The organism is Ruegeria discodermiae, from assembly GCF_030758345.1.
Lineage (GTDB): Bacteria > Pseudomonadota > Alphaproteobacteria > Rhodobacterales > Rhodobacteraceae > Ruegeria_C.
This window is the reverse complement of sequence record NZ_JAVAMO010000029.1, coordinates 1-25,702: the sequence shown is the minus strand read 5'-3', so window position 1 is coordinate 25,702 and position 25,702 is coordinate 1. Positions and strand designations below refer to the sequence as shown.

The window sequence follows — 25,702 nt, the reverse complement described above, 5'->3', positions numbered from 1 at the left end:
ATCGCGGACCTGATCAACGCAACCAAGGATGGTTTCGCCTTTGGGTCACGTGATATCTGGTCGTGCTTCCATGCCTGCACCTTTGACTTTTCGGTCTGGGAAATCTGGGGTGCACTCACAACTGGCGGTCAAGCCTTGTTGGTCGCGCAAGATACTGCGCGAAATCCTGCAGCATTTGCCGAGCTCCTGAGCGATCAAGGCGTCACCATTCTCAATCAGACGCCGTCCGCATTCTATCGCCTGAGCAACGTCGTTTTGGGCAGCGACATCGAACTGCCAGATCTGCGATTGGTTGTGTTTGGTGGTGAAGCGCTGGAAGCCAGCCGACTTTCTGCGTGGTTGGACCGCTTCGGCGAGAATTCTCCAGCGTTGGTCAACATGTACGGGATCACCGAAACCACGGTACATGTGACCGCGAGACAACCATTGGCCAGGAGTGCCGCAAATGAGACCGGCGACATCGGGTCCCCGATCCCGGGCCTGCGCGCATATGTGCTCGACCTGCGCATGGAACTCGTCCCTTTTGGTGTGACCGGGGAAGTATATGTTGGCGGGAGCGGCCTGTCGCGCGGCTATATCGGCCAGCCGGGCCTCACCGCCGCGCAATTCGTCGCCGACCCGTTTGCCGAAACCCCGGGCGCGCGGCTTTACCGGACAGGTGATCTGGCGCGTTGGCGGCCGGATGGAACGCTGGACTTTCTAGGCCGCGCCGACACGCAGATCAAGATCCGGGGCATGCGGGTCGAACCCGGAGAAATCGAAGCGGCACTGGCCGCGTTTCCGGGTGTGGGCAACGCAAGCGTTGTGGCGCGGCACATTGATGCGGCGAACACTGATCAGGAGTTGCTTGCCTATCTCGTGCCAATCCACATCCCTGCTGAGACGAAAACGCCGCCTCCGGATGTTCCAATGGACGTCAATACGCATTTCGACCTCAGTTCCATGCGCAGTGAGCTGCGGCAGACACTGCCGGATCACATGATCCCCACCCGCTATGTATGTGTGCCGCAAATCCCCCTGACCTCGTCTGGCAAGGTGGACCTAGAGGCGTTGCCGCAGGAAGGCGGCTCTCTCATACAGGAGCGATATCGGGCCCCGCTCACCCTGGAAGAAACCCAGATATGCAGAGTCGTCGCCGAAGTCATAAATGCCGAGCGCGTGGGTCTCTCAGATCGTTTCTTCGAGATCGGTGGCGACTCGATCAAGGCCCTTCGCGTCGTGGGCCGTCTGAACAAGTCGGGTTTGCCACTGACAGTGAAGGATCTTTACCAGGCGCCGGATCTGGGGGCTCTATCAGACTTACTGACCGTCTCGGAAAAGAGGCATGATGCTGATATCCTAAGCCGCTTCCAAGAGCCTTTTTGTCTGATCTCATCAGAAGAACGAGCCGCGCTCCCGAAGGATCTGGTCGACGCCTATCCGCTTGGCAGGTTGCAGGCAGGCATGCTGTTCCACAGCCAGAAGCGGGCGCAATCGGGCATCTACCACGATGTACTAAGCTACAGAATCAAATTGCCCTTCGATGCTGAGCTTCTCGAATCCGTACTCGCGGATCTGGTGTCAGAGCACGCCATTCTGCGCACATCCATCCACGCCTCCGGACAGGCCGAGTGGCTGCAACTGGTGCACAAGACCGGAAAAATTCAGCTCAAGGTATTTGACCTTTCGGACCTGACAGACGTCCAGATCGCTGAGTCTATGCGCCGCTTTGTTCTGCTGGAAAAAGACAGCACCTTCGATTGGACGCAGGCGCCGCTTGCTCGCATGTTTTGCCATCTGGAAGGTACCGGGCAATTCTCACTCACGCTCAGCTTTCATCATGCGATTTTGGATGGCTGGAGCGTCGCTTCGCTCTTTACGGCCCTTCTTGAGGCCTATCGTGACAAACTTTCCGGGGACAGCAAGCTTACGGAACGCAAGGGCGATGACCTGAGCTTTAGCTACCGGGACTTCGTCGCACTCGAAGCGGACGCGCGGCAACAGTCGGACGATCTGAACTGGTGGCAGGACCGTTTGGTGGGGGCCGAGACGGCGCGCCTGCCGAAGCAGGTCTACTCAACAAGACCTGGTGTTAGCCAGGCCCTCAAAGACAGCGGCACCGTTGACGTTCAGATCGATCAAACGGTGCTCGGCGGGTTGCGCGCCTTCGCGGTGGATGCAGAGGTGCCGCTCAAGTCGGTTTTTCTGGCGGCCCATCTGCAACTGATCGGAACCTTCGCTTCACAAACCGATGTTCTGAGCGGGCTCATCTCCAACGGACGCCCCGAAGTTGACGGGGGCGATCGAATTCTTGGCTTGTTCCTGAATACGCTGCCGTTCAGGCTTGAACTGGATCATTCAGAAGACTGGCATTCCTTGGTCCGCCGCGTCTTTGCAGTGGAACGCGAATTGATATCGCGGCGGCGCGTTCCGCTGTTTGACATACAGCAACACCTTGAAAAGCAAGATCTTGTTGAAACGGCGTTCAATTTCGTGGACTTCCATATCTATGAAACACTTGCGCAGCCGGACCTTCCAGGGCTTGTCAGCCCGGGACACCTATCCTTCGAGAGAACGAATTTCAGCTTTACCACCAATGTGGTTCGTTTTCCCGATACCAGTGAATTTGGCTTCAGCCTGAGTTTCGATCCCGATCAAGTTGCCGAGCAACTGGTGCGGTCAATGGCTGATCATCTGGACATCACGATCAGACAAATCGCTCGGGACGGCAAATCCGCGGTGGGGCGCGTAGGAGGGCTGAGCCCCGAGGACGTCACGCGGATCGTATCCGGTTTCAACGACGTAGGGCCAACTCAGCCTGCCAACAGAACCTTGCTTGATCTCTTCTCGGAGCAGGTCTTGGCAAGACCGCAAGCAGCAGCGGTGCGATTCGATTCCAAAATACTCAGCTATGGCGCGCTGGACCGTCGTTCCAACCAGTTGGCCAGGCATCTCATCGGGCGCGGCGTCGGTCCCGAGACGGTTGTTGGTGTTTGCCTGGACGCATCAACTGACTTGATTGTGACGTTGCTCGCCATTCTGAAAACAGGTGGTTCCTACTTGCCGCTCGATCCAGGGCATCCGGCAGAACGACGTGCAGGGCTTCTTCGTGACATCAACGCCAAACTGCTTGTCACGACAAAGACGCTGAATGCATCACCAGAGACCACCGAGACGCTTTGCCTTGACACATCTGCAATACAGGACGCGCTTGCTGTCGAAACCGCGGACGCGATCAGCGACGGGGACCGGCTTGCGCCGCTCACCCCTGCCTCGCTCGCCTATGTCATATATACATCCGGCTCAACCGGCGTCCCCAAGGCTATCGCCGTTGATCACGCTGCGCTTGGTGCTTATCTGGCCTGGAGCGCAGATCGCTACCAGCCGGAACCGGGAGAGGTTGTGCCGATCTGCACCGCGCTCTCCTTCGACGCGACGGTCACCAGCCTGTGGCTACCGCTCGTCACCGGTGCATGTGTCCAACCTCTGGCACGTATCGCAGATCCAAGCTGCCTAGGTAACGTCTTACATGAAAACGAGCGCATTTCGTTCCTGAAGACGACCCCGTCGCAATTGCGCCTCCTCTCAAGCTCAGCAGCTGACATTGGTAGCCGTTTGCGCCGCATTGTGTTGGGTGGCGAGACCCTTTGGGAGGCTGATCTTGCGGCCTGGTCCGCCGCCGCTCCCGATCTTCAGATTGTAAACGAGTATGGGCCAAGTGAGGCAACCATCGGCTGCACGATCTACGAAACCTGCGCCGCTGAAGTCGAACCCGGTGCGCTTCCCATTGGCGGGCCAGCGCCCGGATCGCGCACCTATGTCGTGGATGCGGCGCTCAACCCCGTTGCAATCGGTGTCTGGGGCGAGCTTTTGATTGGCGGCGATCAGGTTACGCGAGGCTATGTCGGGCGTCCGGGTCTGACGGCCGAAAGCTTCATTGCAGACCCGTTTTCGGACACTCCCGGCGCGCGGCTTTACCGCAGCGGCGATCTCGCGCGATGGCGCCCGGACGGGGTGCTTGAGTTCCGCGGCCGCATCGACGCACAGCTCAAGATCCGCGGCGTCCGCGTCGAACCGCGGGAGGTTGAGGCCGCGCTCTCGGCGCTCGAAGTGGTCGGTGCGGCTGCCGTCACCGGCCGCAGACCGGAACCCGGCCGGGAAACCGAACTGATCGCCTATCTCGTGCCTGATGCAGACCCTCCGAATGCGCCGGACGGCCCCGGGGAGGCCCCGCGCGTCAGTTCGGCGGCACAGATCTTCGACCTCGACGCGATCCGCGCCGCCCTGCGCCGCCGGTTGCCGGAGGCGATGGTGCCGACCGCCTTCGTCGCGCTCAGCCACCTACCGTTGAGCCCCGCCGGAAAGCTGGATCGCCGCGCGCTTCCCGACGTTCAGGCCGAGGTGATCCGCCGGGGCCATGTGCCCCCGCGCGACGATCTCGAGATCCAGGTCTGTGCGCTGATGCGCGACGTGATCCGGCATGACCGGCTGAATCTAGACCGGGTCGGATTAGAGGACAATTTCTTTGATATCGGCGGGCATTCGATCTTTGCGGCGCAGTTCTGCAGCCGCCTCGGCGCTGCCCTCGGTCGCGAGGTTCCGCTGCGCTGGCTGTTTGAGGAGCCCACGGTGCGCGCGCTGGTGGCGCGCCTGCGCGGCAACGCGCACCAGACCCGATCCCTGCCCCCGGTCCAGCCCGCCGACCGCACCCGCCCGATCCCTGCCTCATTCGAGCAGGAACGCATGTGGCTGCTCAACGAAATTCACAAGGACAATCCCGTGTATAACGAGGGCATCGGGCTCTGGTTGACCGACGAGTACATTGCGCTTGACGACGTGACCGCCGCAATTCGCGATGTTCTTGGACGCTTTGAGGTTTTGCGCACACGGGTCGAGGGGTCCATTGGAGATATGCGGCAGATCATCATGCCGCCAGAAGCTGTAACAATCGTTTCCGAGGACTGGGTGGATCGGAATCTGAACCCGGAAAAGGCGGAAGCGAGCATAGCGGAACGGGCCAGAGAAATGGTCTCTGACCCCTATGATCTGGAACGCGACTGCCCCTGCCGGATCATGCTTATCAGAATTTCGCGGACCAGGCTGGCGCTGGTTTTCGCTGTCCACCACATCGCTGCAGACAACTGGTCGATCGCGCATGTTCTGCTTCGGGATTTTCTTGAACTCTATCGCGGACATCGTGAAAATCGGCCGCCGCAATTGCCCGAACTCAAGGCGCACTATGCAGATTATGCGACCTGGCAAAAACAGCCCGAGATCTTAGAAGAACGCAGGCGCCTGCTTGGCTATTGGCAAAAGCGCCTGGCAGATCTGCCAGCATCGGTTGAGTTGCCCGAAGATCGACCTGCGCCCAAGGAGCGCACGCATCATGGAGCGCGTCTGGATGCAGCAAAGCTGGGGGCTGAGGACTGGCGAAAGCTAGAAGAGTTTGTGGCAAAGAGAGGCGTCTCACCTTACACGCTGTTTGCTGCGGCCCTTGCCACCGTGTTGGCGCGCACCACCCGCAGCGAGGACGTTGTGATTGGCGTTCCGCATACCGGCCGGCCCCATCCCGATCTGTGGAACGAGTTTGGTTACTTCGGCAACACGCTCTTGCTGGACCTGCGCGTAGATGGCGGACAAACATTTTCCGAGCTTCTGGATCAGGCATTTGAACGCCTCGTCTCGGCGCTGCAAAACGCGGATGCAGACCCGACCGAGATATTGAACTCGCTCGACCGGACGCCGGACGCGTTACGGCTGCTACTCGTCATGCACGCGTATTTTGATGACTCTGCGCTGCGTAGCGGTACTTTGCAATTCGAACTCCTCGACGTGATGCCAAGCACAGCAAAGTACGATCTTGTCTTGGACGTGCGACCGGGCCGCGATGGCGCGGTCATTTCCATCGAATATGCGACCGACATTTTTGACGAAGGCACTGTGCGCCATCTTGGAGAGATACTTCGGCGCGTTGTGCTTGCGGGTATTGAGGAACCGGAAACGCTGCAGGCTGATCTGCCTTTGATGGAAAGGGCCGAGCGAGAGACGCTGCTTGTCGATTTCAATGCGACAGGTCAACGCTCGGCAGCCGACGAAACAATACTGACGCTCATCGCGGAACACACCCGTTTGGCCCCGACGAGGATCGCGGTGGCCTACGAAGATCAGACGCTCACCTATGCCGAGTTGGAGATCGCAACAAACAAGCTTGCGCGCCACTTCCTTTCCTCAATTGGAGCCTGTCCAGAACCCATTGTTGCGGTTTGTCTTGGACGCTCTGCTGACCTTGTGACGGTGCTGCTGGCAATCTGGAAGACCGGCGGCGCTTATCTGCCTCTCGATCCTGATGACCCGCCCGCTCGGCTTGCCGCCATTATTGAAAACGCAGGTGCGCCCTTAGTGGTCACCACGAGCGATATCGCTGAAATCCTCTCGGAACGTGTCGATCAGGACATTGTCCGGGTGATGGCGCTGGATACCGACCCCGCGAGGAGCGCGATCGCCGCGTGTGCAGAAAAGCCGCTGTCCCGGTCCGAGCGCCCTCATCCGCCCGATGCCGGCAGCCTTGCCTATATCGTCTACACCTCCGGGTCCACCGGCACGCCAAAAGGCGTTGCCGCGCATCACGGCGGGCTCGCGCAATTGGTGCAGGCGGATTTCGCGAAACTCGACAAAACGACGCGTGTCCTGAACGCCGCTCATGTCGCTTTCGACGCAACTATGTTCGAGATATGGGCGCCTCTCGCCTCTGGCGAAACGGTTGTAGTAAGCCGCAACAAGCTTCTGCACGCGGACGATTTCAGAGAGTTTGTCGATACAAACGATGTTTCCGTGGCCTGGCTGACCGCCGGGTTGTTTCATGCGTTTGTGCGCACCGATCCCACTTGCCTAGCAGGTCTTCGCACGCTGATCGTCGGAGGCGACGCCATCGATCCCGAAGCGGTGGCCACAGTCAGGGATATATTTCCGCAGCTTGGGCTGCTGAACGGCTATGGACCAACGGAAACAGTTACATTCTCAGCGATCGCGGACCTGACCCGATATCATCAGGTTCCGGGCGTGTTTGTGCTTGGAAAGCCGTTGCCCGGAACAACGCTCTATGTTGTCGATGATCGGTTGAACCCGGTGCCTGTCGGATCGGTCGGCGAGCTTTTGATTGGCGGCGATCAGGTTACGCGAGGCTATGTCGGGCGTCCGGGTCTGACGGCCGAAAGCTTCATTGCAGACCCGTTTTTGGACACTCCCGGAGCCCGGCTTTACCGCAGCGGCGATCTCGCGCGATGGCGCCCGGACGGGGTGCTTGAGTTCCGCGGCCGCATCGACGCACAGCTCAAGATCCGCGGCGTCCGCGTCGAACCGCGGGAGGTTGAGGCGGCGCTCTCGGCGCTCGAAGTGGTCGGTGCGGCTGCCGTCACCGGCCGCAGACCGGAACCCGGCCGGGAAACCGAACTGATCGCCTATCTCGTGCCTGATGCAGACCCTCCGAATGCGCCGGACGGCCCCGGGGAGGCCCCGCGCGTCAGTTCGGCGGCACAGATCTTCGACCTCGACGCGATCCGCGCCGCCCTGCGCCGCCGGTTGCCGGAGGCGATGGTGCCGACCGCCTTCGTTGCGCTCAGCCACCTACCGTTGAGCCCCGCCGGAAAGCTGGATCGCCGCGCGCTTCCCGATGTTCAGGCCGAGGTGGTCCGCCGGGGCCATGTGCCCCCGCGCGACGATCTCGAGATCCAGGTCTGTGCGCTGATGCGCGACGTGATCCGGCATGACCGGCTGGATCTGGACCAGGTCGGATTGGAGGACAATTTCTTTGATATCGGCGGGCATTCGATCTTTGCGGCGCAGTTCTGCAGCCGCCTCGGCGCTGCCCTCGGCCGCGAAGTTCCGCTGCGCTGGCTGTTTGAGGAGCCCACGGTGCGCGCGCTGGTGGCGCGCCTGCGCGGCAGCGCGCACCAGACCCGATCCCTTCCCCCGGTCCAGCCGGCCGACCGCACCCGCCCGATCCCTGCCTCATTCGAGCAGGAACGCATGTGGCTGCTCAACGAAATCCACAAGGACAATCCCGTGTATAACGAGGGCATCGGAGCGATGTTTACGGGCCTGTTTGACACCGATGCGTTTCTTTCGGCCCTGAGCGACGTCCTTAATCGGTACGAAGTCCTTAGAACCCGGATCGTGGATGCGTCCGGTCAACTTCGGCAGGTGATCGATCCTCCCGGGAGTATCGAAATCAGTTTTCTGGACTGGTCGGATCGGGTTGAACCGCAGGTCGAGCTTGAACGCGAGGCCGCCGAGCTTTGTTCCGACCTACAAGCTGAGCCTTACAACTTGTCGGACGAGTTGCCTTGCAGATCACTTGTGATCAGGCTCGCTCCTGACCGCCACGTATGGTGCCTTGCGGTTCATCATATAGCGGCGGATAACTGGTCGATGTCGCACATCCTGCCCGAGGAACTCTTTCAGGCGTATGACGCAAAAAGGCAAGGGACGGATCCCGACCTGCCCGATCTGCCGCTGTCTTTTGCGGATTATGCTGTCTGGCAGCGATCAGACGAGATGACCAAGATAATCGCTGATCAGCTCGCTTACTGGCAGCAAAAACTTCAAGATTCCACGGCGCCGCTGCCTCTGCCAGCCTCCCGCCAGAGGCCCAAAATACGAAGTCACGACGGTGCCCGTCTGACGGTCGCACAATTGCCCTGGGAACTATGGCGCGACGTCGAGAGCACTTCCGCGTTACATGGGGCAAGCCCGTTTATATTCTTTTCAGCCATCATGTGGGCCTTGCTTGGCAGGCTTAGTGGATCAAATGACATATCGATCGGCACACCACATACCACAAAACCGGAGTCTGAACTTTGGCCCGTCTTCGGCTATTTCGGGAACACACTGGTTTTACGGGGCCATGTGGGTGGACAGAAGTCTTTTGCAGACCTCTTGGATCAGGCGCGCAAGACCGTTCTGGATGCGTTCGCGCATCAAGATGTACCCTTTGAGTCTGTCGTTGAGGCAGTGGGAGATCGCCCCCTCAATACGACCCCGCTTTTTCAGGTCCTTGTCGTCATGCATGCATTTCTGGACCAAAGCGCGCATCGGCGTGAGGACTTCAAGATCTCACTCATGCCCGGCAAACGCCAGGTGGCGAAATATGATCTTGTATTTGATATCAATCCGACCGACGCGGGTCTGCGCCTGGACATCGTCTACGCGACGGACATGTTCGACGAAGCTGCTGTCAAACGATTTGGCACCGCGTTCCAAGCTCTCACGACCGCGGCAGTACGATCTCTGCAAGAGGCGATTGGCAATATCCCGATATTGGATGCCGCCCAACAGCAGCGATTGCTTGCGCCCGCAAAAACACGACCAAGCAAACAGACCGTGCTGGAGCAGTTTCAGGCGCAGGTGGCGTCTGACCCGGGTCGAAGCGCGCTGTATGATGGACACATGCGTCTGAGCTATTCAGAGCTCGATAACCTGTCCAGCCATCTCGCACTTCAGTTGCTGCGAAGGGGGCTGCGGTACGAAGAGATGGTTAGCGTTTGTCTGGACCGGTCTGCCGAACTCATCGTGGCGATGCTGGCAATTTGGAAGGCGGGTGCTGCCTACGTTCCACTGAAGCCATCGGACCCGGCGACACGCCATGCAGAGATCATCCAAGATGCCGGTATTTCTCTGGTCATCACAGACAAGGCCAAAGCGTGCCGGTTCGATACCGACGTGTTGCGCATCGATACCCAACACAAGACCGTTGCTGCGAACCAGATTGACCGCGCACCCTTGAAACGCCAGCCTCCGGGCCCTGACAGCCTTGCCTATGTCATCTACACGTCGGGATCGACCGGCCGCCCGAAAGGGGTCGCTCAGTCGCACAAAACCCTGACGAACTTGGTTGACTGGTCGGCGGAATGGGTGCCTGAGCGAACCAGCGGGCTAAGTGTCTTTCACCGATCGATTTCGTTCGACGGGTCCATCCGGGATATCGTCTGCGCCCTATGCTTGGGCGGCACGCTCAGGATCTGTGGGGCTGACATTTCCGAAATGGACTTCAAGGATATCTGCGCCTTTGACGGCCCCGTGGGCCTCTACCTGACCCCGACGATGTTCCGCTATCTTGATCAAAATACGCTCGACGCCTTGAAGTCCATCACATCGCTTTCGCTGACTTTCGCCGGTGAGGCGTTGATCATTGACGATGATCTTTCGGAGAAGCTTGCAAGGATCGCTCCCATAAAGATCTACAATGATTATGGACCAACAGAAACACATGCCGTCGTGTCCGGTCGGGTCAAGTCTGCGGTACGCCTTCCCGCTGGCAAACAGGCGCCCATCGGGACACCCGCCCTGAACACGCAAGCTTACGTGGTGGACGAAAACCTCGAATTGCAACCCATCGGAATTCCCGGTGAATTGCTGATCGGCGGCGTCCAGGTCGCACGTGGCTACACCGGGAAACCTGCGCAGACCGCGGCAGCCTTCATCGCCGATCCGTTTTCAGGAATCGAAGGCAGCCGAGTTTACAGAACTGGAGACCGCGCGGTTTGGAGCGAGGACGGGTTACTGCAAATTCTTGGCCGTATCGACGACCAAATGCAGTTGCGTGGCATCAGAGTTGAACCCTCCGAGATTGAGTTCGCTTTGTGCGAACTGCCTGAGATCAGCGATGCCGTCGTAATCGGCAGAGACATACACGGCCAGCCTTCAGCGGCGAATTGTGCAGTGATTGAGGCATATCTGGTTCCCCCGGAGGCTCAAAATCCGAACTTTGCCAGTGAAACGTTCCGCGCTGAAGTTGTGTTCGATCTCTCCCGAATCCGCGAGCGACTAGCCTCAAAGCTTCCCGATCATATGATACCGGGTCGCTTCATCGGCTTAGCCCGAATTCCAATGAATGCGTCGGGCAAAACCGACCGGACCAACCTGCCTGAAGCCCCCGAAGACCTGTCGCGTTCCGAGGTCATGGCCCCGAGAACTGAATTCGAACGCGTGGTAGCGCGGGAATTCGAGGCGCTATTGGGTCACGCACCGGTCGGTCGTGAGGACGATTTTTTTGCCCTCGGGGGGCATTCGCTGTTGGCGGTCCGGCTTTGTCTTGCACTGCGCCGCGAGACCGGATGTGAATTGCCCGCACGGGCGGTCTTCTATCTGAGAACCGTTTTCTCGATTGCGCGAAGCCTCGAAGAGGACAGCACCCAGGACTTGCCAACCGAAACAGTTGGGCTGAACAAACAAACCCTGCTCAGCGCCAAGCCTATAACTTATCCGTATCCTGCAAGGTGCCTTGCCAATAGTTCAGGTGTGGTGCTGACCGGTGCCACCGGATTTGTCGGCAGTCATGTTCTAAGACGTCTTATCAGCCATGATGTACCGATCATGTGTATGGTGCGCGCCGACACGCAAGAGCAAGCTGACGCCCGCATCCAGGCAATATTCTCTGTCGATGGACATGCGACACCTGACACCGTTCACGCGCTGGCGGTCGATTTCGGAAAGGCCGCCTTTGGGTTGCCCGAACGGCTGTGGGATAGCCTCTTGCGAAAGCCCGATACGATTCTGCATTGCGCCGCTCAGGTCAACTTCATGCAGCGCGCAGAGGACCTTGTCGCACCCAATGTCGAACTCGTGGAAAAACTGCTCGAACTCGGCAGTTCGGGGATGCCAAAGACGTTTCATCATGTTTCAACCTTGGGTGTTTTCGGGCCCGCGACACGTGGCGACATCAGCGAGACGACCCAGGTCAATGCGACGGACCCGGACAGAACCGGATACGCCACAACAAAAGCTTGGGCCGAAACACGCGTGGCGCAGATGCAGGCACTCGGTATGCGAACGACCATCTTGCGCCCTTCGCTTGTATTGGGAAATACCAAAGACCGTCTGGCCAATTTCAATGATGCGGCGAACGCTTTCCTTGGTCTCTGCACTGCGGTGGGGTCTGCGCCCGATGAGAGCGGCGAAGGTCGCTGGATGGTGCCAATCGCAGAGCTTTCAGACGCCATAGTTTCCATTTTGAATGAGCCGGACCTCTTGGGAGAAACCTATCATCTCAGCTCATGGCAGGGTGTCTCCGCACAGCAGATTTGTCAGGCAGCAAAGCGCTCTGGTATTAACATGCTCGTCGAAGACGGAGCACTATGGGCGGAAAAATGCCGCGAACTTATCGACAAGCACCCAGAACTTCCGTTCGCCTGGTTCGTCAACGCCCTGCCCGCCGCAGAGCAGATGAAGACCCAATCGGTTGCAGGGCGCAGGTTGTGCAAGCCACAGCTGCCAAAAGGTATTGTCGCTGGTCTCAATCGAGGGATTGAACCCGCACTGGCGCGCGCTCTCAAATCAGTCGATGAGACCTTAAGACACGTCACACCAACGGAGTACCGAAATGGACGATAATTTCGAATTCATGGTTCTCGTCAACCACGAGGAACAGCATTCGCTCTGGCCCACATTCAAAGATATCCCACCCGGCTGGCGCCAGGTCGGCCCGGTCGGTACGAAACAGGAATGCCTCGACTATGTCGAAAAGGCCTGGCCCGACATCACGCCTCTATCGGTGCGCATGCGAATGCACGCGACCCGAAACAAGGGCGCAAGTACCGAAAACTGAGGCTACACTCCCGGAGTTCGTGCGCCTGAGGCGCCAAAATACCGCAGGCTTTTGGTGCGGAACGTCTGAAACCTCAGTCCGCAGTTTCGAGTTGTCCCGAGTAATTGACACAACCCTGGAAAGAGTTTCGGGTATCAGAAAGCTGGTTCACATTCATGGTCGTCACGTCGCCCATCTGCAGCGCCGAACCTGTCGCGTTATCCCATTTTCCGGTACCTGACAAGACGGTCATCGCCGCAGGTTCCCCGCGTGTGCCGTCACCGAACACGATGATATCGTTGTCTTTTTCTATAAGCAAACAGACAAAATGATGATTGTCGGGGTTGACGGAGTCACCCTTGATATAGGATTTGCAGGAAAACGAAGCGCCGTGAAGCGAACTTGAGGCGTCTTCGGTGCTCACCACCCCGTTCAATGCTCGATGCAAAACCATGGGTTCCTGCGAAATCTGTGAATCCTGGCCTGTCGAACAGACATTGATATTAACATCCACTGGAGCTGCAAAAGCAGTTGTGGTCATCATGAAGAATGCTAGGCCTGCAAAAGTCCGTTTCATTGTCATCTCCTGATCATCGAGTTGTCCACACTCTACCGATAACACGTAGCGCGCGTATTGCGAGTCGGTTTTTTTTAACGGTTTTGAAGGTGTAGACGCCCCGCTGGCCTCGCTAGGTTCTGTTGCAAACTCTTGACGTTGACGCTGGTCAGGTTAGTGCGTGAGTGGTCGACAACAGCAACCAGTTGAAAGTACGTTCATGATCTCCTTCAAAGGCGCGCGATATCCCAAAGATGTGATCCTCTTTGCTGTGTTCTTCTACGTGCGATACGGCGTGTCTTACCGTGATCTTGAAGAAATCATGTCCGAGCGTGGCATTGAGGTAGATAACACGACGCTGAACCGTTGGGTGACAAAAAATGCTGGTGCAATCGCTGAGGCCGCGCGCAGGCGTAAGGGACCGTGTGACCGCTCCTGGCGGTCGGACGAAACTGACATCAAGGTGAAGGGTGCGTGGGTCTATCTCTACCGAGCCGTCGATAAACACGGCAAGACATTGGATTTCACGCTTTCAGGACGTCAGAACAAACCTGCCGCTACGAAATTCTTCGCTCGAATGCTTGAATCCAATGACCTTCCACGAAGGATCGTCATCGACAGGAGCGGTGCGAACACTGCCGCCATCAAAGCCATCAACAAGATGCTGAAATGCTTTGGCTGCCCGATCCCAATCGAGATGGTCAGCCGGAAGTATCTGAATAACATCGAGGAACAGGACCATCGCTTCATCAAGAGGCGCACTCGACCGATGCTAGGGTTCAAGGCCTTTGCTTCAGCGGTGGCTACACTGGATGGAATCGAAGTGACGCACATGGTCCGCAAAGGTCCACTCAGACCAACACTCTGTACATTTCGCCAGTTCGCGGAACTCGCCGCTTAAATCCATTGCCGCAGCGCGTTCTTGTCATCCAATCAAAACTTCGCAACAGAACCGTGTCGAACTGTGCCAGATTTGCACAAGCTCGTGCCACATGCGTCGCATCGGTTTAGGTCGGTTTTGCGCTTGCCAGTACGGTTTGCCAAAAGAACCCGTTCTGAAATGCAAACAACGCGAGCGCAAAATCAAATCGACTTGACAAGCTCGCTTCTATTAGGGCGCCGAAGCAAATTGCGGAGGAAAGAAACGGGTAAGCAAGTTCCCAATGATCGAGCACCAATTTCGGTGCAGGTTTGCCAGGGTTTTTGAGCCGGTATTTTCGACGCTCCTCGATTGCTTGCGAAATCATCCTCGCCAGCATCCCTAACCCCATGAAGACAAACAACAGAATCTCGCGAAACGGAGATTCTTCGTACCAGGGCGCAGTACCCAGGAACCCGGATCCCCACACAAAAGCAAGAGAGAGGCATAGTGAAGCAACCAAAAACACAACGGCCATGAGGCCCTTGCCAAATGCCCCAGTCGTTCGTTTGAACCAAGGGACGATCAATACGACCAACCCGATCGCGGTAGCGAGCAGCCAGTACGTCAAAACCTGTTCCACTCGAAGAAGAACCTACCGCTTCCGGTGTCGAAATCCGCCGGTGATTGCGAAACACCGGCGTCGGCGGTCCTTGCCCGGACCTGCTCGGAAAGATGTGCTGTGAGTTCATCATAGGAAATAATGCCGTCGACATTGAGGTCGGCTCGTCCGCCAAGTCCTTGAAGTAGAGCTTGCGTAAAGACGCCACCGTTTTCCCAAAGCGCTCTTTCATCTCCGGTGCCAGCTACGATCATTGAGGTGTGTGGGTTTTCCAGATCCGTCCGAATTCTGTGCCACCGCTGAGAAACGGTGAGATCCTCAACCGCGTTCAAAGCGTCATCGCCGGCGTATTGCTGAAGGATGAGGCCCGACGAGCATGCATCTATCAAGATCATTGTGTGATGCGCAGTTGAGCGCCTGAAGTTCTTGTCCCTCAGCAGTTCAAGAACGATTGAACTTCGAAATGGTCGGTCGGGATCAAAGTCATATGGTATTAGAATCCCGTCCTTTACCACCGGGGCGATCGCCGAATTTGAATGCAGGTCGAGGTGCGTTCCATGACCGCCAAAGTAAATCAAAAGGCGATCATCGGAACCTTCCTTTCGAATACCCCAGAAGCGGTCTAGTTCCGACAGTATTCGTTCCCGTGTTGCATCTTTGCCGTACAGCTCGACTATGTTCTCCTTTGGAAATCCCATGTCCGTCAATTGATCAGCGAGTGCACGAGCGTGGCTCTCCATAAATCCAAGTTTTCGAAACCCCGTCGAATCTGGGTAGTCATCTATGGCCACCAATACTGCATGGCTTTCGTCGTACCCCCTCGAGAATACGTAGGCAGACTGGTCATCGAGCCAGACTTTCATTTTCTTCGCGCCGGCCTCGACGTAGTTCAATCCATTTCGAAGGTGTTCCCAAGTTCCCTCGATGCGATCCTCCGCTGTAACGCCGCGGACCAGAACAGGTTCGCCGTTCACCCGGAGTTCTGAGGCCTCCTCCAAGAAGGCAGTAATGTCGGGGTCGACTTGTCGGGTCTCAGGCGCGTCACGATCCGCGTCGGGCGCTATCTCATAGGGACCTGGACCCGGAACCAAAGTAATCTCTTCGAGCAGCGAAGAATGCGACCAGGGCACTTGCTGCCCACCCGTTTCGACAACCACGTCTCTTCGCACCCTGACCATGGCCAGTTCGATTGGCAGACCCGGAGTAGGAATATGCTTGGCGATAGCCGCCGCGAAGGGACCGTGCTTTCCGTTCCCATCGTATGCGAGTCGACCTGGTGCTGTAGCGTAGTTTATCATCGTGCCTGTTCGTGCTTCCATTTCAGCAAGCCCACCGCCCGCTACATTTAGTTCAGACGAAACCAGACCCCCGATTGGATCGTCGCGGCATGCATCGATGAAAATGATGTTATTTGCGCCATTGCTCTCCAGAAGTTTGATTATTTGATCCACATCGATTGCGTCTGCTTCAAGGGCGGCTGCATCTGCAGCTCTCGTGTCGGTACCAAAGATCAGGTTTCGCCCGCTAATTTGAACGCCATGTCCCGCATAATAGAAAGCGATGAGATCGGCTTGGCCCGTGCGAGACACGAAATCCCTGGTGATCTCGTGCATCTCCAGGATGGTCAGGTCCAGTCCCAGCCAAACCGCGAAACCCATCTCCTGGAATGTCGCAGCCACAAGTTCGGCGTCATGTGCGGTGTTCACCAGTGTCGGGAACGTTTCGTAGTCTGAATTCCCAAAGACAAGAGCCACCCTCCTAAAGATGGGAACCGAGCCGTTTTCGCCGGTACCACTCAGACGCAAGTTTGGCGCCAGGCTCACCGCGGAATCGACCTCCGGGCGCGGCTGCGCCGCATCGTCGCCTATGCTCGGCCCAGGGGCATCAACTGCGGAAGGGAGATCATTTGCGATGGGCGAGATGGGCGCCTGAGTTCCGTCCGCATTGGGGATGATCTGGAGGCCGCGCGTGGCACTGCGTGCATCAGATGCGACAAAGATGAGAATGGCGAAAGAGATCGCCGTAAGCGCTGGAAACAATCTCATTGATGAAGCTACCTCTCTGCCTAACAATATATGCCAAACGGTCCATTTTGAACAGGAAGGGTTGTGTCGCAAACTTTGGCGTTGATCAGAGCTACCACTCTGATTGGGTGGATTTATCCGGCGAGCTCTGCAAATTGACGGAATCCGCTTGTCGAAGGCCCAAGCTGGCCCTTACGGATCATGTTGGCGGTCTCGATGCCTGCAAGTGTCGCGGCGGCAGAGGCGAAGCTCTTGAAGCCGAGCATCGGCCTCGTAAGCCGTTTGATGAACCGGTGATCCTGCTCAATAATGTTGTTCAAGTATTTTGATCTTACGGCGTCGATCTTTAGTGGTATCTGCAGCCTCTTGAAGATCTTGTTGCCCTCTTTGATCCCGGCCGCGTTGCTCCTGCTTTTGTCAATTGTGATCCGTTTCGGGATGCCATTGTTGCACAACGCATTGGCGAAGAATTTCTTTGCAGACTTTGTGTCTCGCTTCTCAGCAAGCATGAAATCAAGGGTTTGCCCGTCGCGATCTACGGCTCGATACAGGTACACCCATTCACCGCGAACTTTGATATAGGTCTCATCCATGCGCCAGGATTCAGCGGTATTGGCCTTCCGTTTCTGAGCTGCGCGAGCGGCCAAGGGTGAATACTTCACGACCCATCGGTTCAACGTCGCATAGTCAACCGATACACCTCGTTCCGCCATGATCTCCTCCAGATCGCGGTACGAGACGCCGTAGCGCACATAGAAGTAGACCGCGAATAAAATCACCGACTTTGGGTAATGCGCACCTTTGAAGTCGATCATCGGACATTCCTAAACTCTGTCAAAGACCAGCCAGCCATTGGATCAAACCGCGCGAAGGTGCAACATGCCGACAAAAGTTTGCGACACAACCCCGCCAGGCCATTCGCAGCGCCATGGGCAAGAAAGATGTCATAGACTGGCTGAAGACAATCGAAAACCGCAGCGCCCGTCAGACAGGTTCGCCCATTGCAGAGTATGATTTCGGCTGGATGTGGGACGAGCTCGGCTTGTCAGAATTCCGGAAGTGATCCGGCGCTGTGGTGAATTCTGGGCAGCCATCGATGTCCAGGAAACATGAGCGCAAGCAAAACTACCGCTTCTTGTTTGTGCTCCTCACAGCACGCCAGTCTTCAGCTGGTGGCCTGTCCAACAAAACTTGGGCGCGGGACATCATTGCGACTGAGGCGGGATCTCCGTTTCGTGCCCGGTCAGCGGTCTCAAATGCGCCGATAGCTTCTTCAAACCGCCCCGCCCGATAATGTGCAAGGCCCTGTTCATACGTCTCTATCCAAGCACGTGATCCGTCAAACTCATCCGCCATCGCGATCAGTTCGTAGACCACCAGCTCCTCGATGCGTCCAAACACTGTAAGCGTGTCCAGCTCGCGCACGACGATTGTGTCGGCCGCCTGTCGTCTCGTTTCCGGCCCAATTAGGATCAGTGTGCCATAGTCCTTGTTGGCACCCTCCAACCGGCTGGCAACGTTCACGACATCGCCAATTGCGGTGTAGTTCAACCGCTGTTCCGATCCGATGTTGCCGACCAGAGCCTCGCCACTGTTCAGCCCGATCCTAACGCGCAGGGGGTTGCCGGCGTCATCTTGAATTCCGGACGCTTCCACAGCGGCCAAAAGGTCCAATGCCGCGCGGCAGGCGTTTTCAGCGTGCTTGATATCCTTGCGCGGCGCCCCCCAAAACGCCATTACGGCATCACCAATGAATTTGTCGATCGTCCCTCCATTATGAGAGATGGCTGCGGAGGCCGCGCTGAAGAAGGGTTCCATCAGTTGGACAATCCTGGGGCCAAGTTTCTCAGACAATCCCGTGAAACCGGTGACATCGCAAAACAACACGGAGACCTGTCTCATGTCTCCGCCAGGCTGTATCTTGATGCCCTCAGCGACCAGCATGCGCACGAGATCGGTGGGCACGTATTTTCGGAATGCGGACAGACCAGCCGCCATGCTGGCGGTTGCCGCCGAGAGATTGGCAAGTTCAGACAGTCTGGATGGTCTGCGCGCAATGCGTTCGACGTCAAAGCGCTCAATTTTGCCGAGGTCTTCGGCGATGCGCGCCAACGGGTTTGCGACAATTCTTCGGATCAGCCAGATCGCTAGTCCGGTTGCGACGACCACCACAACGATCAAAACATAGATCAGGTTTATCAGAGTTTCGTCGATCCCCGAAAGAAAGGCTGCCTCAGGTATGACTGTGGCAACGCGCCAGCCATAAAACCCCAATGGAGTCAGTGCCACCGCATAGGGTACGCCGTCAATGACGATGCGTTGCGTCAATGAACCCGGGGCATTGTCTTCCGGATCAGCCAACAGCCTTTCCCCTGAGATCATGGCGACTTCATAGAGCTTCCCCTCGCCCATGCGTGCCGGAGTAATCTCATCAGCATCAGCATCGGGTACAGCAATAACTTTGCCATCAGCGTTCAAAATAAACGCTGCGCCGAATTCGCCAGGCGCAAGCGTGGCAAGAAAGCGTGACAGCCGATCCGTTTCGATCGCAACTGCAAGAACGCCTTGCCGTTTCCGGTTGACGTCTATCGGACCAGCAAAGGCGTAGACGGTTTTGTCACTATCCGGGAGGTCGAGCGCTTCAATCCACCCGGTGGAATTGAGGCCCATGAAATTCTTAAACCAAGCATGTTCACGCGGATCATAAGATGTTTCGGTAAAGGTCCGCTCTTCGAACTGGATGTCACCTGGAATGAAGATGTAGCGGTCTTTGCGCAGCAATCGGTTCTGTATTTCCCTGTCGATTTCAATCATCTCAAGCCCACCGTCACCTAGCCGATGTGACGCGAAAAAGTTTCCGTCGGGCCAGCCGAAAAATATCCACGAGATATTCGGTTGCGCCTGTAATTGTGAGAGAAAGACGAACTCTCGCTTGTCAGCCTGTCGCGTTGCGATGACGTTTTGCACGAAGATCGTACGAACGGCTGCCCAGGCGGCTTCGGCCGACCTGAGCGTTACGCCCACCTCGATACGGACGGTGTTTGCGATCTGGCTGTTGATTTCAGCCGCAAGCATGCGGCTATTATCACGCGCTGTTGTCCACCAGAGGGAATGGACGACGAACGTTGACACCCCGATAGACACAGCGACCAGTATCGACACGGCGATGCCCACGCTAAGTCGCAAACAGAACTCCGATCATAGGTTCATATGTTTCAGTATTGAATTGAGACAGCTATGAGAGCAAAGACTACTTGGAGCGAGTCCCGAAACCTCACGCAACTGTTAAATTCAAGCAATTAGAGCCGTCCTGAGGCGGACACTTGAGCTATATCCGTTGTATCGGTGTTGTCACGTTAACTGTCGCTCGGTTGCTCATGGCCGTGATTGGACGTAGGTGACATCAATGAAGTCATCATCGATCTGCTACAAGCGCCACCGATTTCCTCCTCAGATCATCGCGCGCGCGGTGTGGCTATACGTTCTCTTCAATCTGAGTTTTCGTGAAGTTGGAGAGATGCTGCTGCAGAGAGGGATCGATGCCTCTTACGAAACCGTCCGGCGTTGGGTCATCAAGTTCGGGCCGCTCGTCGCGCGAAACCTGCGGCAGGGTCAGGGTCGTCCGGGTGATGTCTGGCATCTGGATGAAGTTGCCGTGAGAATCTCAGGTCGCAAGTACTGGCTTTGGCGGGCAGTCGATCAGCATGGCGTCGTGCTGGACGAAATCCTCCAGTCGAAACGGGACAAACGGGCGGCAAAACGACTGTTGCGCCGCCTAATGAAACGCCTTGGTTTCATTCCCAAGCGGATCATCACGGACAAACTGCGGTCCTATGGTGCCGCCAAGCGAGAGGTCGCGCCGGGGTTGGATCATTGGTCGCACAAGGGCTTGAACAATCGAGCCGAGAACAGCTATCCTCCATTTCGAAAGCTGGAACGGACGATGCAAAGCCACCGCTCTCCAGGAGGGTTGCAAAGGTTTGTGGCGACCCACTCAGCCATCCGCAATTGCTTCAGCGTCCCCGCCCGCCGCCGGTCAGCCTTAACAAACCGATATCACCGCCTCGAAGCCCTTGACGCTTGGAATGCTGCCACACAGCCCGTTTGACACCCGCGAAACAGCATCTCTATGTGGATCGAGAGTTAACGTGACAACGCCGCATTCCCTTCCCGCGCTTATCGCGCTGGCTGGAGAACGCCCTGACGCGTCACGGAATCCTCGGCCTCGTCACTTAGTTCGTGAAACGCTTCGGCTACAATCTTCCGGATCCAGCGGCTTTCGCTAGTGTTGCCGAGCCGTTCGCTCCAGAAGAAACGAAACCGGAAATCCGGTAGTTCCACCGGTGGTTCGAGCACGCGCAAATCGTATGTCTCGATATCGTGACCCAGCATAACGGCTACCTGATTGCTGAGCATGTTGGTCCCGGCGATGAGGGGTGCGATGCCGGAGAAGTCGGATACGCGCGCGCCGATGCGACGCTCGACGCCGAGTATTGCCACTCGCTCGGAGACTGGCTCCGGCGCGCCATGGGACATGCCGACGGTGATGTGTGGCCACCGCAACCACGCCCGTTTTGTCCAGTTATCAAGTGCGGGGTGCCCGTCGCGCGCGAACACATAGCGTTTGAGCGGAGGCAGGACATCTTCAAGCAGCCCACCCGGGAGCGGCATCGCAGCGCTGTGCAGGGCGATATCGATCTTTTCGTCGGCCACATCTGCAAAGGTCGTTGCGCCGTAGGGTACCCACTCCAGACCGACATTCGGTGCCACCGCATGAACCCGCATCGTTGTCTTGGTGACCCAGGCCGAAACCGTCGGGGTCGAGATCCGAAAAATCCGATGCGAGGTCGCGGGATCGAATGGTTCCAACGGCTGGAAGGCTCTTTCAACGGAACGCAGGATGGGGCGCACATCGTCGATCAGCCGCAATGCGAACGGGCTGGGCCGCATCTTTCCGCCAACACTGACCATAAGCGGATCGCCCATCTGCTCACGCATCCGTCCCAGGGCATGGCTGACCGCCGATGGCGTCTTGTTGAGCATCTTGGCTGCGGAAGCAACGCTTCCCGTGTCCATCAGGACTTCAAAAACGACCAGCAGGTTCAGGTCGATGCGGTGGAGATGAATTTCCTTCACGGGGGCTGAAAAACGTTCGTTTGAGTTGCGCCTCAGCTTGGCGCAAACAGATCTCACTTCGCAAGCAAAACCTCAAATCACTGAAAGGACCCATTCCTATGGGATTGATAACTATTGACTGCTTCTCCGTCCGAATCGGCGCGTTCCACCCGCTCGGTGGCCGTACTCTAACGTCCGAGGACGGTCGCAACCGCAGCATTCTTGGCGTATTGGCGATCGCCCTGTGCAACAGTGCTGCAGTTGTTTCGGCGGCTCAAACCGTCGATCCGACGGTGAGCGAACTTGATCATATCCAGGGCGGCTTTGCGCGTGTCGATTTTGATACCCGTCCACTTGTCCCGCAAGCCGATCGGCAGATGCCGGGCTGCGATTACAAAGCCCTGATCGATGCGAGCTTCCGGCGAGCAGGGATGCTCGATCCTATGATCCCGAAAAGCTGCACGGAAACCGTCACATCATCGTCGCCACCCAGGCGCCCTTGCTGACAACACCAATATTCTTTCCACGCTTCGAGCCCTCTCAAGCATGGGAAGATCACATTTTCACAACCCATTAAATACGAAAGATAAAGACATGACAGAATACACACTCAACGGAACCTCGGGACAAGATATCCTCAAGGCCGTGCTCCCGGGCAGCCACTACATTCATGCAGGGTCCGGCAACGACGTCGTCTACGGAAGCAATTTCGGTGACCTGATTTACGGTTATTATGGCGACGACGCCATCTTCACTGGCACGGGCGACGACACCGTCTATGGCGGCGGCGGAAACGACAATATCTATATCAGCGCCGGTGACGACTATATTCACGGCGGCGCCGGAATTGATTCCATCTCGCTCGACAATGCCGAGGACGGCGTAACCGTCGACATGAATAAAGGGACGGCCCGGTCAACCATCGGTGATCGCGCCAATATCGGCGATAACACGATCAACTATGTCGAGAATGTATTTGGCTCGGACTACAAAGACATCATTTACGGCAATTACAGGGACAATGCGGTTTATGGCGGCGGCGGGAATGACCATCTGCAACTGGGTGCCGGCAACGACAAGGGCTTTGGCGGAGACGGGTACGACACGTTCATCGAAGGGACCGGCAATGATTTCTACCATGGTGGTGCAGGGTTCGACATGCTTCTTCTGGATCATTACAGCCCAACCGATGGCAAGGGCGCATGGCTGGATACAAACGAAGGGACGCTTCGGACGTACAGCTCGGATCTGGACATCGGGTTCAACCGCTTCGAGAGCATCGAGCGGTTCGATCTGACCCATGGTGACGACATGGTCAACTCACTCGACATCACACGACAGGCAATCAATCTGGAAGGCGGCGATGACTATGTAACCGTCGGTTTCAACGATTCAATCGATGGCGGGGCCGGCAGGGACACGATCGATCTCGAAGGTGTCTTCGGCATTTTCGACAGATATGAGCTCAAGGAAGGGAAAGCTTACTCTGGCGACCTGGCCCGACTGGATTTCAAGAATGTCGAAGTATTTCTGGGAGCAGAATCAGACGAAACCTTCCGCATTGCCTACAAGGACGATCTGACCGTCTATGCCAATGGCGGGGAGGATAGTTTCATTGCCTCCGGCCAGAACCTCCTCCTGAGTGGCGGAGATGACGATGACATGTTCAGCCTGCACAATGCGACCGGCGACTTCTACGGTGGGGACGGTAACGACGAGTTTCATGTCTCCAACGCTTCGGGCGCAATCTTTGGTGGTGACGGGCGCGACGATGTCTATGTTACAGATCCCGGAATGTCCCACGGGTCACTGTTTGTCCAAAACGCTGACGTGTATTTGCAGAGCGAAACATCGGGGTACTATGTCCGGCTTATCGACGATGCCAGCGACATGGGCCGCGACTTCAACCAGGTGCATGTGTCAACGCTTGGGACACCGATGGTCACCGGTACAGCAATGGACGACGTTTTTGATGGCACTGGAGCAACAACTGGCAGAATTCGCGTGTTCGCCGGAGATGGCGACGACATAATCGTCGGCACGGCGAAAAACGATTTGCTTCGGGGCGATGGCGGGGATGATTACCTGACCGGAGGCGGCGGCCGCGACTCCTTCCAATTCACCGACAACGTCTCATCTTTCGGTAGGGACACCATCACGGACTTTGTGGCGGGACCTGACAACTCAACCACGGACAGGCTCAGATTTGACAAGGTTCGTGAACTGGAAACCCACAAGGTAATCCGCTCCTTCGACCAACTCGACAGCAACGACGATGGTATCATCACCGGCGCTGACGACAACGTGAAGATTTCCGGTGACGATATGTTCATGTACCTTGAAGCAGGAACAATTGTTCTGGAAAACGTGGATACACTATACGAGGATAACTTTTTCATCCTAGGCTGAGCCGGGGTTGGAAAGGGCCTTGGAGTGCTGTCGCACGAACAGCCAAACTCAAGGGGCGGCTTCACTGAATTTCGTCCCTTTTGGTCCACCAGACGAACCGCTGAGGCATAACCCGCGAAGATTACAGGTCACATATTTGCCAGATCGCCATCAATCCGTCACCCTGAATTGTTCATTCGACCAGTAGTTTAGCAATGCCGCATCCGCAAACTCACCGAGACTGGGGTGGTCGGCAAAATAGTACAAAAACTTCTGCACGGCGTCCTTTTGCTCAATCGTAAAAAGACTAAACTTGGACACCCTGAAATCGTGCAGCATTTCTTTCGATGTTCCAGGGTCAAGTGCCAGAAGAATGCTTTCGCTGGCATGTTCCGGGCTGTCCGGGTTGCGTAGCGCCCACATCAAATAGGCAGGCAAAAAATACCGAAAAGCTCTAGCACTGAAAGCTGTGGGCGCAGCGTATCCGTCTACGATCAAGTGATCGGTCATCTCTTGCAGTCGAATACCACCGTAAAACTCCAGTATGTCTACGTCATCGATACAATCAGGATGTAGGAGCTCATCATCGGAGGGCGGATCCAGCCCGTCAAATGCAGCTTTGATCAGCGTTGCAAGGGCATCTGTTTTTGCTGATTCCTCTGACATCGTGACAACTTGGTATCGCTAAGGCCCTGAGATCAAGTCTATCAACAGCAACCCAGACTTGTCGATTATTGCCAGACGGGTAAGCAACAAGGTGGATGCGCCTACCTTGGAGCCCGCCTTACAACGGCCACATCAGTGGGATTAGCGCAGAGGCTAGGAGTCCGACTGACAAATTCAGCGGAATGCCAACTCTAAGAAAATCCGCAAAACGATATCCTCCTGGTCCATACACCATCATGTTGGTCTGATAGCTGATAGGGGTGGCAAAGGTTGCACTGGCCGCGATCATTACCGCGATCACTAACGGCCGAGATTCAATTCCCATGTTCAACGCCAAACCAATGGCCACCGGGGTCAGCACCACCGCAACCGCGTGATTGATCAACTCGGACAGCACGGATGTCAGTAGGTAGATCGCCCAGACGATCAGGAAAGGCGGCAGAATCGCAATTGGTGGCGCAATAATCTCGACAACCAACTCAATTGCCCCCGAAGTCTCAAGCGCCATAGCAACCGCCAGCATCGCAAAGATTAGCGCCAGTAGCCGCCCGTCGATCACCGAAAATGCCTCGTCGGCGTCGATGCATCGGGTAAAGAATAGAACCGCGATAGCCAACACAGCCAGCAGCAGAATAGGCGCCACGCCAAAAGCTGCAAGAATGACGATGCCAGCAAGGGCTGCCAGCGCAAGAGGGGCTTGGCTGCGCCGATAGGCCCGCTCTGCTGGCTGGTTCACATCTACCAGCCCGGCATCCGTAGCCAGGCGGGCGATGTCTTCGGCTGCACCTTCCAGCAGCAGTGTGTCGCCGATACGGACGATCACCTCGTCAAGTTTGGTGCCAGTATTCTCGTTACGCCGATGCACGGCCAGTGGGTAAACGCCATAGCGCCGCCGCAGACGCAAAGTGCCTAG

15 protein-coding genes are annotated in these 25,702 nt (G+C 56.8%); 7 read left to right on the top strand and 8 right to left on the bottom strand.

Translation table 11 applies throughout. The features are described from left to right. Window positions 1-9: 9 nt before the first annotated feature. Entirely contained in the window at window positions 10-12,366 is a 12,357-nt protein-coding gene (locus tag Q5Y75_RS26950) for a non-ribosomal peptide synthetase (RefSeq protein ID WP_371933317.1), read from the top strand. Further along, a complete protein-coding gene (locus Q5Y75_RS26945; RefSeq protein ID WP_306203350.1) occupies window positions 12,356-12,580 on the top strand; it encodes an MbtH family protein in 225 nt (74 codons plus the stop codon). The genes Q5Y75_RS26950 and Q5Y75_RS26945 overlap by 11 nt, the downstream gene beginning before the upstream one ends. Window positions 12,581-12,653: 73 nt before the next feature. Here Q5Y75_RS26945 and Q5Y75_RS26940 read toward each other — a convergent pair whose 3' ends face one another. Further along, window positions 12,654-13,136, bottom strand: a complete 483-nt coding sequence (locus Q5Y75_RS26940) for a hypothetical protein (RefSeq protein WP_306203349.1) — start codon at window positions 13,134-13,136, stop codon at window positions 12,654-12,656. A 199-nt stretch (window positions 13,137-13,335) separates the two neighbouring features. Here Q5Y75_RS26940 and Q5Y75_RS26935 point away from each other — a divergent pair, with 199 nt between their 5' ends. After that, a complete protein-coding gene (locus Q5Y75_RS26935) occupies window positions 13,336-14,016 on the top strand; it encodes an IS6 family transposase (protein WP_306203348.1) in 681 nt (226 codons plus the stop codon). Between the two features lie 106 nt (window positions 14,017-14,122). Here the strand turns inward: Q5Y75_RS26935 and Q5Y75_RS26930 are convergent, their stop codons facing one another. From Q5Y75_RS26930 to Q5Y75_RS26920, 3 genes are all read right to left on the bottom strand, one after another. Then, entirely contained in the window at window positions 14,123-14,605 is a 483-nt protein-coding gene (locus Q5Y75_RS26930) for a hypothetical protein (RefSeq protein ID WP_306203347.1), read from the bottom strand. After that, a complete protein-coding gene (locus Q5Y75_RS26925; protein ID WP_306203345.1) occupies window positions 14,602-16,641 on the bottom strand; it encodes a caspase family protein in 2,040 nt (679 codons plus the stop codon). The genes Q5Y75_RS26930 and Q5Y75_RS26925 overlap by 4 nt, the downstream gene beginning before the upstream one ends. Before the next feature lie 113 nt (window positions 16,642-16,754). Continuing rightward, window positions 16,755-17,435 carry an IS6 family transposase gene (locus Q5Y75_RS26920; RefSeq protein ID WP_306203343.1) on the bottom strand — a complete coding sequence of 227 codons (681 nt, stop codon included), beginning with the start codon at window positions 17,433-17,435 and terminating at the stop codon, window positions 16,755-16,757. 113 nt (window positions 17,436-17,548) lie between these two features. Here Q5Y75_RS26920 and Q5Y75_RS26915 point away from each other — a divergent pair, with 113 nt between their 5' ends. Next, window positions 17,549-17,683: a hypothetical protein gene (locus Q5Y75_RS26915; RefSeq protein WP_306203342.1), complete on the top strand. Its 135-nt coding sequence runs from the start codon at window positions 17,549-17,551 to the stop codon at window positions 17,681-17,683. 62 nt (window positions 17,684-17,745) lie between these two features. On the opposite strand, the gene Q5Y75_RS26910 is transcribed toward Q5Y75_RS26915, so the two are convergent. Continuing rightward, window positions 17,746-19,794 carry an adenylate/guanylate cyclase domain-containing protein gene (locus Q5Y75_RS26910; protein ID WP_306203341.1) on the bottom strand — a complete coding sequence of 683 codons (2,049 nt, stop codon included), beginning with the start codon at window positions 19,792-19,794 and terminating at the stop codon, window positions 17,746-17,748. A 232-nt stretch (window positions 19,795-20,026) separates the two neighbouring features. Between Q5Y75_RS26910 and Q5Y75_RS26905 the strand changes: the two genes are divergently transcribed. After that, a complete protein-coding gene (locus tag Q5Y75_RS26905; RefSeq protein ID WP_306203340.1) occupies window positions 20,027-20,728 on the top strand; it encodes an IS6 family transposase in 702 nt (233 codons plus the stop codon). Between the two features lie 68 nt (window positions 20,729-20,796). Here Q5Y75_RS26905 and Q5Y75_RS26900 read toward each other — a convergent pair whose 3' ends face one another. Next, window positions 20,797-21,756 (bottom strand): LysR family transcriptional regulator, encoded by a 960-nt coding sequence (locus Q5Y75_RS26900; RefSeq protein ID WP_306203339.1) that lies wholly within the window; start codon window positions 21,754-21,756, stop codon window positions 20,797-20,799. Between the two features lie 98 nt (window positions 21,757-21,854). On the opposite strand from Q5Y75_RS26900, the gene Q5Y75_RS26895 reads away from it, so the two are divergent. Both Q5Y75_RS26895 and Q5Y75_RS26890 read left to right on the top strand, forming a co-directional pair. After that, on the top strand, window positions 21,855-22,241 hold the full coding sequence (locus tag Q5Y75_RS26895) for a hypothetical protein (RefSeq protein ID WP_306203338.1): 387 nt from the start codon (window positions 21,855-21,857) through the stop codon (window positions 22,239-22,241). A gap of 88 nt (window positions 22,242-22,329) precedes the next feature. Continuing rightward, window positions 22,330-24,144, top strand: coding sequence for a calcium-binding protein (locus Q5Y75_RS26890; RefSeq protein WP_306203336.1), 1,815 nt, complete (start codon window positions 22,330-22,332; stop codon window positions 24,142-24,144). Window positions 24,145-24,294: 150 nt separating this feature from the next. Here the strand turns inward: Q5Y75_RS26890 and Q5Y75_RS26885 are convergent, their stop codons facing one another. Both Q5Y75_RS26885 and Q5Y75_RS26880 read right to left on the bottom strand, forming a co-directional pair. Then, window positions 24,295-24,789: a DUF6714 family protein gene (locus Q5Y75_RS26885; protein ID WP_306203335.1), complete on the bottom strand. Its 495-nt coding sequence runs from the start codon at window positions 24,787-24,789 to the stop codon at window positions 24,295-24,297. Between the two features lie 118 nt (window positions 24,790-24,907). Continuing rightward, a partial coding sequence (locus tag Q5Y75_RS26880; RefSeq protein ID WP_371933316.1) for an SLC13 family permease occupies window positions 24,908-25,702 on the bottom strand: 795 nt, incomplete at its 5' end.

Excerpts from the sequence above, each read along its gene's own strand:
- Q5Y75_RS26945 (WP_306203350.1), top strand. The coding sequence starts at position 12,356 with ATGGACGATAATTTCGAATTCATGGTTCTCGTCAACCACGAGGAACAG.
- Q5Y75_RS26940 (WP_306203349.1), bottom strand. The coding sequence starts at position 13,136 with ATGAAACGGACTTTTGCAGGCCTAGCATTCTTCATGATGACCACAACT.
- Q5Y75_RS26935 (WP_306203348.1), top strand. The coding sequence starts at position 13,336 with ATGATCTCCTTCAAAGGCGCGCGATATCCCAAAGATGTGATCCTCTTT.
- Q5Y75_RS26925 (WP_306203345.1), bottom strand. The coding sequence starts at position 16,641 with ATGAGATTGTTTCCAGCGCTTACGGCGATCTCTTTCGCCATTCTCATC.
- Q5Y75_RS26920 (WP_306203343.1), bottom strand. The coding sequence starts at position 17,435 with ATGATCGACTTCAAAGGTGCGCATTACCCAAAGTCGGTGATTTTATTC.
- Q5Y75_RS26915 (WP_306203342.1), top strand. The coding sequence starts at position 17,549 with ATGGGCAAGAAAGATGTCATAGACTGGCTGAAGACAATCGAAAACCGC.
- Q5Y75_RS26905 (WP_306203340.1), top strand. The coding sequence starts at position 20,027 with ATGAAGTCATCATCGATCTGCTACAAGCGCCACCGATTTCCTCCTCAG.
- Q5Y75_RS26895 (WP_306203338.1), top strand. The coding sequence starts at position 21,855 with ATGGGATTGATAACTATTGACTGCTTCTCCGTCCGAATCGGCGCGTTC.
- Q5Y75_RS26890 (WP_306203336.1), top strand. The coding sequence starts at position 22,330 with ATGACAGAATACACACTCAACGGAACCTCGGGACAAGATATCCTCAAG.
- Q5Y75_RS26885 (WP_306203335.1), bottom strand. The coding sequence starts at position 24,789 with ATGTCAGAGGAATCAGCAAAAACAGATGCCCTTGCAACGCTGATCAAA.